This is a genomic window from Quadrisphaera sp. RL12-1S (assembly GCF_014270065.1).
Lineage (GTDB): Bacteria > Actinomycetota > Actinomycetes > Actinomycetales > Quadrisphaeraceae > Quadrisphaera.
This window is the reverse complement of record NZ_JACNME010000004.1, coordinates 321,987-335,736: the sequence shown is the minus strand read 5'-3', so window position 1 is coordinate 335,736 and position 13,750 is coordinate 321,987. Positions and strand designations below refer to the sequence as shown.

Below are 13,750 nucleotides of genomic sequence, written 5' to 3'. Positions count from 1 at the left end.
TCCGGGTGAGCGGCGTGGTGGAGCTGGCGGTGCTTCCACTGTCGCAGAAGATCCCGGGGTCGTGCACGCTCGCTGGGTGGCACCTCGGCGCCGGCTGGCGATCGCTCTGATGGCGCTCGTCGTCGTCCTCGTCGTGGCGGCCGGGGCGGTGCTGCTGCGCGGTCCGGGGTCGCCCGGCGGGCTCGGCGACGACGACGCGGGCGGGTCCGGCACGGCTGGCGCGCCGGCGGACCAGTACGCCCCCGGGACGGTGCTGCTGGTGCCCGGGTACGGCGGTGGCACGGGCGGCCTGCAGGTGCTGGCCGGGGCGCTGCAGCGCGCGGGCCGCCAGGTGGTGGTGGTGCCTGCGGCCGGGGACGGCACCGGCGACCTCGCGGAACAGGCAGTGGCGCTGCAGACCGCGGCCCGCGCCGCGCTGGAGGCCGGGGCGCCCTCGGTGGACGTGGTCGGCTACTCGGCGGGCGGGGTGGTGGCACGGCTGTGGCTGGCCGGGGACGGGGCCGGTGAGCCGGTGCGCCGGGTGGTGACGCTGGGCTCGCCCCACCAGGGCACGGACCTGGCGCGGTTCGCCGCGGTGAACGCCCCGCAGGACTGCCCCACCGCCTGCCAGCAGCTGGAGCCGGGCGGCAGCCTGCTGCGCACGCTGCCGGAGACCCCCGGGAACGGGGTGCGGTGGACCAGCGCGTGGTCGAGCACCGACCAGGTGGTGGTGCCGCCCGCGGACGCCTCGTCGCTGCGGGGCGCGGTGGACGTGGAGCTGCAGCAGGTCTGCTCGAGCGCGCAGGTCGACCACGGGGGCCTGGTCACGGACCCTCTGCCGGTGGGAGTGGTGGACGCCGCCCTGGACGGGCCCGTGCTGGCCTCGGCGCCCCCGGCCTCGCAGTGCGACGCCCTCACGCAGCGCGGCCGCGCCCTCCTCGCGGGGTAGCGCCACGTCGCGGACGTCAGCTGGTGACGTCGCGGGTGGTGAAGGACGCCCACGCCGCCGCGAGCAGCACGCCCGCCCACCCGAGCTGCACGAGCACGCCGCGGCGCACGTCCGTCCACAGGACCGGGTCGCGGAAGAGGTCCACCCACGCCAGCCAGTACCGGGTGGGCAGCAGGTCGTGGACGGCGGACGCGGCGTCCAGCCCCACCAGCACGGTGCTCGCCACGAGCAGCGCGAGCCCCCCGAGCGCGGCGACCAGCGGAGAGTCGACCAGCGTGGACAGCAGCAGCGCCAGGGCCGCCACCCCGAGCATCGACACCGACACGTAGGCCATCACCAGCAGCGTGCGGACCAGCAGCTCCTGCGGCGAGAGCGACGTCCCCGACAGCGAGGCGGTGGTGGTCCCGAGGGCGTCGGGCCGGGTGCCCAGCAGCTGCGTGCCCGCCACGAACGACACCAGCGCGACGGCGATGACCGAGCCGAACGTGAAGGCCAGCACCGCGAACAGCTTGGCCACGAGCAGCCGGGTCCGTCCCACGGGCCGCACGAGCAGGTAGCGCAGCGTGCCCGCCTGCGCCTCCCCCGCCACGGCGTCTCCCGCGACCACGCACACCGCCACCGGCAGGAAGATCGGGACGACGATGCCCAGCGCGGCCGCGGGGTAGAGCTGGCCGTTGCCGAGCACGGCCGAGAGGAACGCCGGGCCCTGCCCCGGCCGCGGCGCCAGCTCGCTGGTGGCGAGGAAGGCCGCGACGACGACGGGCAGCGCGCACAGCAGCCCCACAGACACCCACGTCCGGGGCCGCAGCGCCAGCTTGCGCAGCTCCACACCCGTCAGCGCCAGCAGCTTCACGCGCGCACCCCCGCGCTCGCCAGGCCCTCGCCGACGGCGGTGGTGCGGGACAGGACGACGTCGGTGAGCGTGCGCCGCTCCACCACGGCCTCGCGCACCGCGAGACCGCCGCGGACCAGGTCACCGACCACGTCTCCGGCGTCAGCGACCACGAGCCGCCGGCCGGCGGGCGGTTCGAGCAGCCGCCGCCCGAGCAGCGCAGCCGCCACTGGGCCGCAGCGCCCATCGTCGTCGTCCTCAGCACCACCGGCGAGCGTCACGAGCAGCCTGCCGGTGGGGGCTCGGAGGGCGTCCACGTGGTCCTGCACCACCAGGTGGCCCCGGTCCATGACGCCCACGCGCGTGCAGAGGTGCTCGACCTCGGAGAGCAGGTGGCTGGAGACGAGCAGCGTGGTGCCCTGCGCCGACAGGTCCAGCAGCAGGTCGGTGACCAGGGCGATGCCCTGCGGGTCCAGGCCGTTGGTCGGCTCGTCGAGGACGAGCAGGCGCGGGCGGCGCACCAGCGCGGACGCGATGCCGAGCCGCTGGCGCATGCCGAGGGAGTACGCGCGGACCGGCCGTCGCCCCACCTGCGCCAGCCCCAGGGCCTCCAGGGCCTCCTCCACGCGGCGGCGCCGGGTGCGCCGGCCGCCGGGGGTGGGCACGGCCGCGTCCAGCAGGCGCAGGTTGGCCCGCCCCGACAGGTGCCCGATGGCCGCCGGCCCCTCGACCATGGCGCCGACCTGCGGCAGCACGCGGGCGGCGTCCTGCGGCACCCGCCCGCCGAGCACCCGGACCCGACCGGCCGTGGGCAGGACCAGCCCGAGCAGCATGCGCACGGTGGTGGTCTTGCCCGAGCCGTTGGGCCCGAGGAAGCCGTAGCGGTCTCCCTCGGCGACGTGCAGGTCGACGTCGTCCACCGCGGTGACGCGGCCGAACCGCTTGGTGAGGCCCTCGGTGTGGACGGCCAGCTCGCTCATCGGTCGCTCATGGGCGGCGCTCCGGGGGGTCGGTGACCAACTGGGCGGCGGCGCGGGTCAGCAGCTCGGGCTGCACGGCGCCGGAGACGAGGTAGGCCCGGCCCTGCCGCTGCCCGGCGCCGCCGGGGACGACGACGACCGCGGCGCTCAGCGCCCCGGCGCGCACCAGCGCCGTGCGCCCGCTGCCGGTGCGGGCCTGGTCGAGGGGCTGCGCGCCGGCGGCCTCGGCGGCGAAGAGCGCCTGCCGGCCCTGGTCCGCGGGCAGCGACACCACCGCCAGGCGCAGCAGGCCGGTGCCGTAGGCGACCGCACCGGCGGTGCCCGGGTCCTGCAGGGCGGGCAGGCCGGCCAGCTGGCCGGGCAGCTCCCACGGGGCGGCGGTGGCGGCGCCGGCGGCCACGTCGACCTCAGCGCTGCGCACGGTGGCGCCGGGCGGGTCCGGGACGGCGAGGGCCGCTGGGTCGGGCGCGCCCAGGGTGACGGCGTCGAAGGCGGCGGACACGACGGGCCCCCCGACCACGTCCACGAGGTCGACGGCGAGCGGCAGGCCGCTGGCCCTGTCGACCCACAGGTCGGCGTGGTCGACGGTCGACAGGGCCGCCTCGGAGGTGGCCGGGCGCAGCCGGACGCCGTCGGCCAGGCGCCCGGCGACCACGCGCTCGCCCAGACCGGTGGTGCGCTGCTACTGCGCGGTCGCCTCCGCCGTGGCACCGGCCAGCAGCGAGCGGGCCAGGGCCGGTGGCAGCAGGTCGGAGGCGCGCGGCAGCCGGGCCCCGGACAGCGGGGCGCCGACGGTGAGGGCGTCCCGCTCGTAGTCCCAGCCGGTCAGCTGCCCGCCGGTGGCGTACTCGCCGCGCTCACCGGTGGCGGTGAGCACGTCGGTGCGCCAGGTCTGCTCGCCGGCCCACCACGTGCGGGTGCGGGTGCTCTCCCCCACCAGGGCGGCGACGTCGCCCAGGCGCGGCAGGTCCGGCAGGCCGAGGGCGCCGCTGCTCGTGGCGGTGCCGCTGAAGGAGACCGACGCCGAGGAGGCGGCGCGGGCTAGCACCTCGGTGACGGCCTCCTGCTCGCCGCTGCCGGCGGCGCTCCACGCGGGCCGTCCGACGAGGGCGGCGGTGACCAGCAGCGCCGTGCCCAGCACCACCGCGAGCCACCGCAGGCCGGCGGCCCGTCGGTGCGGGACGGCGGGCACCTCGTCACGGTACGTGCCGTGGCTGGGAGCCACCCCTCCACGGCGCCCCCACGCGGCGGCCCGCTGGGCCCCCGCCCGCCCCCGCCCGCCCTCGCCGTCGTCCGGTCCGGGGTCAGCGCTGCGCGACGCGCCGCCAGGAGTCGAGCGGCAGCACGCCCACGCCCGTCACGGCGTCCCACCCGCGCGTGGTCCGCAGGGAGGAGTCGCGGTCGAGGGTGACCAGCACGTTCGCCTGCCTGCCCGGCGAGTACGCCGCCAGCGCGAGGGTGCCGGCGGGGGCCTGCACGTCCCTGAACGCCGACGGCGCGATCCGGGCCAGCAGGTACAGGGCGGGGCTGGCGAAGCCCAGGCGCTGGCCGATGCGCCCCTGCACCACGGCGACCTGTGCCGCGACCACGGGCGAGGCCAGCGAGGTCCCCCCGGTGGCATCGGCCTCGTACGCGCCGGTGGCGGTGGACCCGTCGGCCAGGATCGGGCTGTAGCCCACCAGGAACCCCGTGTACGGGTCGGCGATGTTGGCGATGTCGGGCACGGCGCGGTGGCCGTTCGCGATCGCGTCGGGGACGACGCCGCGCTGCCAGTCGGGCTCGGGGTAGATGGTGCCGGTACCGCCGCCGGCTCCGGCGTAGAAGTCGCCGGGGGGCGCCGGGGTGAACGTCGAGCCGGCGATCACCGAGCGGGCGTCTCCCCAGCCGGTCTCGACGACGATCCGCCCCGAGGCGTCCACCCCCACCGACGTGCCGCCCACCGACGTCCAGAACGGGTTGCCGGAGGGGAAGTCCACCTGCTTCGGCAGCCCGTTGACGGTCTCGTCGCCGTCGTCGCCGCTGGAGGTGTACAGGCCGATCCCCTGGGCTGCGGCCTGCCAGCCGAGGGCGTCGTAGATGGCCAGGTCCGCCGGCAGGAGGTACTGCTCCTGCACCCCCCAGCTGTTGGAGACCAGGCTGGCGGCCTGGGTGTCGAGCACCCGGGAGACCGCGAGGTAGAGACCGGCGCCGCAGTTGCTGCCGGCGGAGTACAGGATGCGGGCCTTCGGGGCGACGGCGTGGACGGCCTGCACGTCGAGCGACTGCTCGCCCTGCCAGCCCTCCTCCCCGCCGCAGGCCTCCTGGTCGGTGAACGTCTTCCTGTCGACGCCGACCTGGGAGTACAGGCCGCTGACGCCGGGCTCGCCCTGGGCCGCGGAGAGGCGGTCGGAGTCGGCGACGATCGTCGGTGAGGCGTACGCGTCGACGATCGCCACGGTCTGCCCGGCGCCGTCGCCGGCAGCGGTGCCGGTCACCGCCCGCAGCTGCCGGGCGGTGTAGCCGCAGGTGTTGGTGGGGAAGGACGTCCGCCCGTAGGCCGGGGGCGTGGTGGAGGTGCGCTGGCCCCACGAGTCGGAGCAGGGCACCCGCTGCGCGGTCGGCGGAGCCGCGGTCCGGGCGGCCACGGACGGCCGCTCCCGCCCCGGTGCCAGGGCGCCCGGGCGGGCGGCCAGGGCGCCGCTGGACAGGCTCACCGCGCTGACGAGCGCGCCCGCGTCCGCGGGCAGCGACGGCGTGGTGGCCGGTGCGGTCACGGTGCCCCCGCCCACCTGGTACTGGCGCAGCGAGGTCGCGAACACCGCCCCGACCTGCTCCGGCGTGCCGCGGAAGACCACGTAGGTGCGGCTGGCCGGGACACCGGTGATGGTGAGGCCACCGGCGCGCAGGGTCTTGGTGACGACGTCGAGGGCCTTCGCCGTCGGAGCGTAGGTGGAGATCCACTGCCGCGCGGAGACGTACTGCCCGTAGCGGCCGGAGGTGGGCGTGGACACCGCCGTCGCCAGGGCCTTCGCGCCGGCGGGGTCGCGCAGCGGCAGGGCGACGTAGCCCTCCACCGTCTCCGTGGACGGCGGCGCGCCGGCGTCGGCGGCCGGCGTGGCCCACGACGGCCTCGCCGCGGGGAAGGGCGTCCGGTCGGGGGCCGGGGCGGCGCCCGCGGGGAGGCCGGCCAGGGCGCCGGTGGCGAGGGCGAGGGCGGCAGCGGCCGCCGCGCGGGCCGCCCACCTCCTCGAGGGCAGCCGCGTGGGCAGAACCGACGGTGCCACAGCACTCCTTCGGACGGTCCGGCGCAGCGGGAGGCAGCCGGACCGTCCGCACCCGCCACGAGAGATCGTCACCCTAGGCCACCAAGCGGTCCCTCCGCGCAGTCCCCTCCGGGGGACGCCGCGCCCGCGCGGTCAGCCGGTGTCAGCGGGTGTGCAGGGCCACGAGGGTGGCCAGGCGGTCGGCCTCGGCCACCCCGCGCTCGCCGTCGGCGCGCTGGACGCCCATGACCGCCAGGGTGTCGCCGTCGGAGAGGTCCAGCTGCACCCACGGGCGGCCGCCGCCGAAGGAGACGCCCACCACCTCGGCCCACTCCAGGCGCCGGCGGTGCACGAGGTTGCGAACGAACAGGCCGTGCTCGTCAGGCACGGCCACCACGCGCGCCTGCATCTCGGCGAACGCCATGACGGCCAGGCCCACCACCACGAAGCCGACCCGGTCCCACGCGGTCTGCCCGACCACGGTGGCGGCCAGCACCGAGAAGAGCACCACCGCTGCCACCCCGAGCACCCGGGCCACCCGCGGCCCGCGCAGCGGCCGGAACGGCGCGTGCAGGCGCGCGGCGTCGTCGTCGCGGGGTGACGAGGACGACGACCCCGACGACGACGGCGGCGGCGGCGTCACAGGCGACAGGCGTGGATGGTGGTGACGAGGATGGCGCGCGCGCCGAGGTCGTAGAGCTCGTCCATGACCTTGTTGGTGGTGGCGCGGGGCACCATGGCGCGCACCGCCGCCCAGGCCGGGTCAGCCAGGGGCGCCACGGTCGGGGACTCCAGGCCGGGGGTCAGCGCGCAGGCGTCGTCGAGGTGCTCGCGCGGGACGTCGTAGTCGACCATGACGTACTGGCGGGCCACGAGCACGCCCTGGATGCGCCGCAGCAGCACGTCCAGCCCGGCGGGGCGCACGGGCCCGTCCGCGCCGCGGCGGGTGATGACCACGGCCTCCGAGCGCAGGATCGGCTCGCCGAACACGGCCAGGCCGGCCGAGCGCAGCGTGGAGCCGGTCTCGACGACGTCGGCGATGGCGTCGGCCACGCCCAGCTGCACCGCGGTCTCCACCGCGCCGTCCAGCCGGACCACCTCGGCGCTGACGCCGGCGGCGGCGAGGTGGTCGGCCACGAGCCCCGCGTAGCTGGTCGCCACGCGCTGCCCGTCCAGACCGGCCACGTCCAGCCCGCAGCTGACCTGCGCGGCCGGCCCCGCGAAGCGGAACGTGGACGCGCCGAACCCCAGCTGCATGACCTCGTCGGCCTCCGCGCGGGAGTCCAGCAGCAGGTCTCGGCCGGTGATGCCGACGTCGAGGGTGCCCGAGCCGACGTACACGGCGATGTCGCGCGGGCGCAGGAAGAAGAACTCCGCGCCGTTCTCGGGGTCGGCGAGCACCAGCTCGCGGCCCTCGCGGCGGGTGGCGTACCCGGCCTCGCGCAGCAGCTGCGCCGCCGGCTCGGACAGCGACCCCTTGTTGGGGACGGCGATGCGCAGCGGCTGGGAGGTGTCAGCGGAGGCGGACGTGCTGGTCATCGGGCTGCTCACAGGTGGGTGTAGACGTCGTCGAGGGACAGGCCGCTGGCGATCATGAGCACCTGCGCGTGGTACAGCAGCTGGGAGATCTCCTCGGCGGCCCGCTCGGGCCCCTCGTGCTCGGCGGCCATCCACGACTCCGCGGCCTCCTCCACCAGCTTCTTGCCGATGGCGTGGACGCCGGCGTCGAGCTCGGCGACGGTCCGGGAGCCGGCGGGGCGCTCGGCGGCCTTGGCGGACAGCTCGGCGAAGAGCTGCTCGAACGACTTCACGAGCGTCCAGCCTAGGGGCGCTCGCCCGGGCGCCGTGCGCCCGGGCGGTCCGGACGGGTGGGCCAGACGGCGACGACGACCGCGAAGGGGTGACGACGAGGGCGGGGAGGGGCTCGTCCGAACGCCCGTGGTCGCCGTCGACGACGCTCGAGGGGACCCCGCGCGAGGCGAGTCCGCCCCGGGACGCAGACCGGGTGCGACGTTCGGGTGGCCTCGTGCCCACTGGGTGGGCTGGTGCCCGGGTGAGGGCCAGGAAGCCGGGCACGAGGCCACCCAGTGGGCAGCAGACCACCCACCGGCGCGGCGAGCGGGGCGCTGCGGGACCGGCCGTGCGCGGACGGCGCGACGGGTCAGGCCACCGAGGCGACGACGACGCCCGCCACGGCCAGCTGGAACGCCGCCGTCACCCACGCCGCCGGGTGCATCGCACCCGAGGGCTGGCGGGCGCAGACGAGGTCGCCCAGGCGGCCCGGTGTCAGCAGGTCCAGCAGCACCAGCGCCGCCGCCTGCAGGACGATGCCCACCAGCCCGAACACCACCGTCCACAGCAGCGCCGGGCCGAAGCCGGCGTCGGCGTTGCGCCAGATGGTGGTGAAGGTGATCAGGCCCACGCCCACGGCGCCGGCGGCGGTGACCAGCGCGGCGCCGGGCTCGGCGTCCCGGAAGACCCGCTGCGCGAGGCGCCCGGGGACGATGAGGTCGAGGGCGTAGAAGCCCACGAGCAGCAGTCCCAGGCCCACCGCCGTGTACACCGCGGCAGCACCGACCGCCGTGCCCAACCCGTCCACTGGCCCCTCCGTCCCTCGTCCCTCAGGTCGCCGGCTCGTGGAGCCACGCGGCCCGCTGCTGCGGGCTCGGCGCCGGCCCGTCGATGTGGTGCGGCACGAAGCGCGCGTAGTAGTCGGTGACGGGCGAGTCGCTCTCGCGGATGCCGCACCCGGCGGCCTTCCCGTCCACCACCCAGGAGCCGACCACGGCCTTGTTGCCGTCGAAGTCGGGCATGCGCACGTACTGCTGGTAGACGGAGCCCTCCTCGCCGTACTCGCCGGGCTGGACCAGCGACAGGTCGCGGGAGGAGACCTCGATGTTGTCGCCCTCCCGGCCGTGGAGGGGCTTCTTGACCCACTCGGCCATCCCGTCGGGCTCGAACGCGGCCGGCAGGAGGTTCTCGTGGCCGGGGAAGCACCGCCACAGCGCCACGAGCAGCGCCTTGTTGGACAGCACCACCTTCCACAGCGGCTCCAGCCACACCGTGGAGCCCTGCTCGAGGGTGGTCAGCGCGTGGGCGCCGAAGTCCTCCCAGAGCACGTCCTCCCAGGGGTAGAGCTTGAAGAGGACGTCGATGACGTCGTCGTCCAGCCCGATGAACCGCTGCACGTCGGGGTTCCAGCCCAGCTGCTCCACCTGCAGCTGCCGCGTGGACCAGCCGGCCTGGTCGGCGCAGTCGCGCAGGTACCCGACCGTCATCTCCTCCTCGCCGCTCTTCTCGGCGCCGAGGTGGGCCAGGTGCAGCACGCCGAGGCCCGTCCGCTCGCGGACGCCGCGCCAGGCCTCCACGAGCCGCTCGTGCAGGGAGTTCCACTGGTCGAGCTCGGGCGCGACGTCCTGCAGCCAGTACCACTGGGCGACGCTCGCCTCCACGAGCCCGGTGGGGGTGTCGGCGTTGTACTCGAGCACCTTGGCGGGCTGGCCGTCGCGGCCGTCGAAGCGGAGGTCGAACCTGCCGTAGAGCGACGGCGGGGCGGCGTCGAGACTGGCGCGGGCGGCCTCCAGCGAGCCGGGCGGCAGGCCGAGGTCACCGCACTCCCCGCTGCAGAGGTAGCGGGCGGCCTCCACGCACATCGCGTGGACGCGCTCGGTGACGCCCTCGAGGTGGTCGACCTCGTCGGAGGTGAGCACGTAGCAGGCCCGCTCGAACCAGTAGTCGTCCTCGCCCAGGCCCGAGCGCGAGGGCGTGGTCGGGTAGACGAGGCCCTGGGAGACCACCGTCTCGCGCCAGCCGGGACGCGGGGTGGTGCGGACGCGCCTCACCGCTCGGCTCCGGCGCTCACGTCAGCTGCCCGCCTTCGAGCCGCCGCCGAGCCCGCCCCGGACGGTGCTGCCGGACTCCCCCGAGCTCAGCACCCGGCCGCCGGAGGACGACGACGCCGAGCGCAGGGACTCGTCGCTGACGGTGCCTCCGGCCGCGGGCGCCCCTCCCGAGACGTACGTGGAACCGTCCGGCACGCTGCGGTCGAAGCCCGCGTACTGCCCGTTCTGCGTGCCCGACCCGCCGCCGGAGCCACCGCCGGCGGGCATGGGCGAGCCGATGGACGGGATGCGCGCGCCACGACCGCCGTAGTACCAGTAGTGGCCGCCCCCGGAGCCTCCGGTGCCGCCGTGGCCGTCGTCGTCACCGCAGTCGGAGTCCGGGGCGCGCTGGTTGGTCGCCTGGTCCACGCAGACGCCCTGGTACTCGGACTCCGAACCGTCGCTGCCGCTCGACCCGCTGCTGGTGCTCGACCCGGAGCACCCGGACAGGGCCAGCGCCAGCGACGACGTGATGACGAGCGGCACCGCTGCCGACTTCCTCACCCGTTCCCCCCGCACGATCGGAAGCGCCGAGGCTACGGCCATTCGTGACCGCCGTAGGAGCCGGGGATGCGGAGCAGGTCCCGCGCCGCGACGTTCTTGCGGTCGCTGCCCATGCCGATGCCGAGCTCCTCCAGAGCGCCGCAGGCCTTCAACGGCAGCAGGTCCTCGGGCTGCAGGTGGCTGAAGTCGACCATCCAGAGCTGCCGCAGGGCGGGAGCGGTGGCGAGGGAGGCGAGGTCGACCAGCCCCTTCATCGTCTCGAGGTGCACCCGCTCGAGAGCGGTGCACGCCGACAGGTCCGGGAGGGCGTGCACGTTGCGGAGCGCCTGGAGGAACAGGTGTTGCAGGTGGCACATGTCGGCGAGGAACTCCAGGTCGGTGAGACCGCGGACCAGCCACAGCTCGAGGTAGGTGATCTCGCCGATGTCGGGGACCGCGCTGAGGTCGGTGGTCCCTCCGAGGCGGATCTCCAGCGCGCGCAGCTGGGTCAGCGCCATCAGCGGAGACAGGTCGGCCGTGACGGACCGGAGCTTCAGGTGCTCGAGCTGGGTCAGACCAGCCAGCGGTTCGAGGTCCTTCACGGGACCCTCCAGGTGGAGCTCCCGTAGCGAGGCCAGCTGCGACAGCACCGGCGGCAGGCGGCGGTGGTGGGCCAGGCTCAGCCGTTGCAGGTGAGGGAGGTCCGCGAGCCTGTGCAGCGCGTTGCCACTGGTCCTGACCTCGAGGTGGAGCTCACGCAGGGTCAGCGGCAGGTGCTCGAGGTTCCGGGCGTCGAGCACCGGCGGCTCGTAGAAGCAGTTGAGGCTCAGGCCGGTGAGCCCGGGGTAGTGCCGCAAGAACGACAGGTCGTCCGAGGTCCCGAGTCCCTCCGCGTAGGCGCGCAGCGTGACACCCGGGTGCTTCTGGAACCACCGGCCGAGTCTGCGGTGGTCGCGATCGGTCAGCGGTTCGTCGAACTGGACCACGGTGACGTCGCGCGGCACGAGCGAGAGGACCCCGGGCACGATCGGGCTTGCGACATCGGCCAGGTCGTCCTCCCACAGCAGGGGGAGCCTCATGCGCGCACCTCGGCGCTGGTCCTCAGGCCTCGGTGTCGGCGGTGCTGCGGGTGGAGGTGGCGGCGTCGCCGCCGGCGCTGCGGCGCAGGAGGGCGCCGACGTCTACGCCGGTGGTGCGGCGCACCAGCTCGAGGGTCTCGGTGAGGTTGGTGGCCACGCCCTTGGAGAGGGCGCTCGCGCCGTCGGTGGAGATGACCGTGAGGTCGCTGATGGCGGCCATGGGAGCCGCGAGCTCGCGGGCCACCTTGGGCAGCGCCTCCACCACCATCTGCGTGGTGGCGGCCTGGCCGTAGCGCTCGAAGGCCTCCGCGCGCAGGCGCTGGGTCTCGGCCTCGGCCTCGCCCTTGGCGCGGATGGCGGCGGCCTCGGCCTCGCCCTCGGCGCGCACGGCGTTGGCGATGGCGGTGCGGCGGGCGAGCTCGGCCTCGCCCTCCAGGCGCACCTTCTCGGCGGCAGCCGCGGCGGCCACGCGGGCGGCGTCGGCGTCGGCCTTGGCGAAGGTGGTGGCGCGCTCGGCGTTGGCGGCGGTGGCCAGGCGGGTGCGCTCGGCCTCGGCCTGCGCCTCGGCGATGGCGGTGGCCTTGGCGCCCTCGGCCTGGAAGATCTCGGCGTTGCGGCGGCCCTGGGCCTCCTGCTCGGCCTGGTAGCGGGCGGCGTCGGCGGGCTTGCGGACCTGGGTGTCGAGCTGGCGCTCGGTCAGCGCCGCCTGCCGCTCGGCCACGCGCTCCTGGCTGGTGAGCACCTCCTGGTCGCGCTGGGCCTTGGCCAGGGACCCGGCCGCTTCGGCGTCGGCGGCGGCGCGGTCGGTGTCGGCCTTGAACGCGGAGCGGCGCAGGTCGAGGTCGCGCTGGCTCTCCGAGATGGCCTCGTCGGCCTTGGCCTGGGCCTGGCTGGCCTCGCGACGGGCGGCGGCCTCGGCGATGGCGGCGTTGCGGGCTGCGGCGGCGGCCTCCGGGCGGCCGAGGTCGCGCAGGTAGTTGGTGTCGTCGGAGACGTCCTGGATCTGGAAGGTGTCCAGCACCAGGCCCTGGTTGCTCAGCGAGGAGATGGACTCCTCGGCCACCTGCGCGGCGAACGCGGCGCGGTCGCGGATGATCTCGTCCACCGTCAGCGTGCCCACGATGGAGCGCAGCGAGCCCGCGAGGACCTCCTGCGTGAACGACTCGATCTCGTCCTGCTGGTGCAGGAAGCGCTGCGCGGCGGCGCGCACGTTGTCCTCGGTGCCGCCCACCTTGACGATGGCGACCGCGTCCAGGTTGAGGCGGATGCCCTGCTTGGACACCGCCCCGCCGATCTTCACCGAGATCCGGCGGCTGCTCAGGGACAGCACGTGCACGCGCTCGACGAGCGGCTTCACGAAGACGCCGCCGCCCATGACCACGCGCTGCCCGGACAGGTCGGTGGAGACCTGGCCCGTCTCGGGGTTGGTCACCGCCTTGCCCTTGCGGCCGGTGACGATGAACGCCTCCGACGGGCTCGCGATCTTGTAGCGCCGCGCGATGGAGAAGACCACCACCAGCACGACGACGACGATGACGCCGATCACGACGACGGGAACGAGCACCGGTGTCAGGTCCACGCGCTCGACCCTAGGGGCGGGCGTCGAGCGTCGTCGTCCTCCTCAGGGAGGGTTCACCCGCCGGCCAGCCCAGCGCTCACCCGCCGGCGAGCTGGCGCAGCTGCGCGATCGCGGCGGCCGGGTCGTCCGCGCCGTAGACGGCCGAGCCGGCCACGAAGACGTCGGCGCCGGCCTCGGCGCAGCGCTCGACGGTCTCGGCGGAGACGCCGCCGTCCACCTGCAGGCGCACCTCCAGGCCGTGCTCGTCGACGGCGCGGCGCAGGCGGCGCAGCTTGGGCAGGCACCCGTCGAGGAAGCTCTGGCCGCCGAACCCGGGCTCCACGGTCATGACGAGGACCATGTCGACCTCGCCCAGCCAGTCGAGGAACGGCTCGACGGGGGTGGCGGGGCTCAGCGCGAGCCCGGCGCGGGCGCCGCGCTCGCGCAGCTCGCGGGCCAGGCGGACGGGCGCCGAGGCGGCCTCGGCGTGGAAGGTCACCGAGTGCGCGCCGGCCTCGGCGTAGGAGGGGGCCCACCGGTCGGGGTCGGCGATCATGAGGTGGCAGTCCAGCGGCACCGGGCTGACCTGCGCGAGGCGCTGCACCACCGGCAGGCCGAGGGTGAGGTTGGGCACGAAGTGGGCGTCCATGACGTCCACGTGGGCCCAGTCGGCGGTGGCGATGCGCCCCAGCTCCGCCTCGAGGTTGGCGAAGTCCGCGGACAGGATGCTCGGGGCGATGGTCACGGCCACGCCCGAGAACCTACCG

At 75.6% G+C, this 13,750-nt stretch carries 15 protein-coding genes; 1 reads left to right on the top strand and 14 read right to left on the bottom strand.

What is annotated here, in order from left to right; genetic code table 11:
• Positions 1-76 precede the first annotated feature (76 nt).
• Positions 77-928: an esterase/lipase family protein gene (locus H7K62_RS10190; RefSeq protein ID WP_186717809.1), complete on the top strand. Its 852-nt coding sequence runs from the start codon at positions 77-79 to the stop codon at positions 926-928.
• 16 nt (positions 929-944) lie between these two features.
• On the opposite strand, the gene H7K62_RS10185 is transcribed toward H7K62_RS10190, so the two are convergent.
• The 14 genes from H7K62_RS10185 to rpe all read right to left on the bottom strand — a co-directional run bounded on the left by H7K62_RS10185 (position 945) and on the right by rpe (position 13,734).
• Positions 945-1,766 (bottom strand): ABC transporter permease, encoded by an 822-nt coding sequence (locus H7K62_RS10185; protein WP_186718005.1) that lies wholly within the window; start codon positions 1,764-1,766, stop codon positions 945-947.
• An 11-nt stretch (positions 1,767-1,777) separates the two neighbouring features.
• The gene (locus H7K62_RS10180; RefSeq protein ID WP_186717808.1) at positions 1,778-2,740 is read right to left on the bottom strand and encodes an ABC transporter ATP-binding protein; all 963 of its coding nucleotides are present in this window, start codon (positions 2,738-2,740) and stop codon (positions 1,778-1,780) included.
• A gap of 7 nt (positions 2,741-2,747) precedes the next feature.
• Positions 2,748-3,395, bottom strand: coding sequence for a LolA-like protein (locus tag H7K62_RS10175; RefSeq protein WP_186717807.1), 648 nt, complete (start codon positions 3,393-3,395; stop codon positions 2,748-2,750).
• A 27-nt stretch (positions 3,396-3,422) separates the two neighbouring features.
• Entirely contained in the window at positions 3,423-3,932 is a 510-nt protein-coding gene (locus tag H7K62_RS10170; RefSeq protein WP_186717806.1) for a hypothetical protein, read from the bottom strand.
• Between the two features lie 112 nt (positions 3,933-4,044).
• Complete coding sequence (locus H7K62_RS10165; protein ID WP_222437350.1) at positions 4,045-6,003, bottom strand: S53 family peptidase; 1,959 nt, start codon at positions 6,001-6,003, stop codon at positions 4,045-4,047.
• 142 nt (positions 6,004-6,145) lie between these two features.
• Positions 6,146-6,625 (bottom strand): PH domain-containing protein, encoded by a 480-nt coding sequence (locus H7K62_RS23790; RefSeq protein WP_222437349.1) that lies wholly within the window; start codon positions 6,623-6,625, stop codon positions 6,146-6,148.
• Positions 6,622-7,521: an ATP phosphoribosyltransferase gene (gene hisG, locus H7K62_RS10155; protein WP_186717805.1), complete on the bottom strand. Its 900-nt coding sequence runs from the start codon at positions 7,519-7,521 to the stop codon at positions 6,622-6,624. Before hisG ends, H7K62_RS23790 begins: the two co-directional genes overlap by 4 nt.
• Positions 7,522-7,529: 8 nt before the next feature.
• Positions 7,530-7,793 carry a phosphoribosyl-ATP diphosphatase gene (locus tag H7K62_RS10150; protein ID WP_186717804.1) on the bottom strand — a complete coding sequence of 88 codons (264 nt, stop codon included), beginning with the start codon at positions 7,791-7,793 and terminating at the stop codon, positions 7,530-7,532.
• 350 nt (positions 7,794-8,143) lie between these two features.
• A complete protein-coding gene (locus tag H7K62_RS10145) occupies positions 8,144-8,581 on the bottom strand; it encodes a DUF350 domain-containing protein (RefSeq protein WP_222437348.1) in 438 nt (145 codons plus the stop codon).
• A 22-nt stretch (positions 8,582-8,603) separates the two neighbouring features.
• The gene (locus tag H7K62_RS10140; protein ID WP_186717803.1) at positions 8,604-9,824 is read right to left on the bottom strand and encodes a glutathionylspermidine synthase family protein; all 1,221 of its coding nucleotides are present in this window, start codon (positions 9,822-9,824) and stop codon (positions 8,604-8,606) included.
• Positions 9,825-9,845: 21 nt separating this feature from the next.
• Complete coding sequence (locus tag H7K62_RS10135; RefSeq protein WP_186717802.1) at positions 9,846-10,367, bottom strand: hypothetical protein; 522 nt, start codon at positions 10,365-10,367, stop codon at positions 9,846-9,848.
• Positions 10,368-10,399: 32 nt separating this feature from the next.
• Positions 10,400-11,425, bottom strand: a complete 1,026-nt coding sequence (locus H7K62_RS10130) for a leucine-rich repeat domain-containing protein (protein ID WP_186717801.1) — start codon at positions 11,423-11,425, stop codon at positions 10,400-10,402.
• Positions 11,426-11,447: 22 nt separating this feature from the next.
• Positions 11,448-13,004 carry a flotillin family protein gene (locus H7K62_RS23280; RefSeq protein WP_186717800.1) on the bottom strand — a complete coding sequence of 519 codons (1,557 nt, stop codon included), beginning with the start codon at positions 13,002-13,004 and terminating at the stop codon, positions 11,448-11,450.
• Positions 13,005-13,080: 76 nt separating this feature from the next.
• Positions 13,081-13,734: a ribulose-phosphate 3-epimerase gene (gene rpe / locus H7K62_RS10120; RefSeq protein ID WP_186717799.1), complete on the bottom strand. Its 654-nt coding sequence runs from the start codon at positions 13,732-13,734 to the stop codon at positions 13,081-13,083.
• Positions 13,735-13,750: the final 16 nt, after the last annotated feature.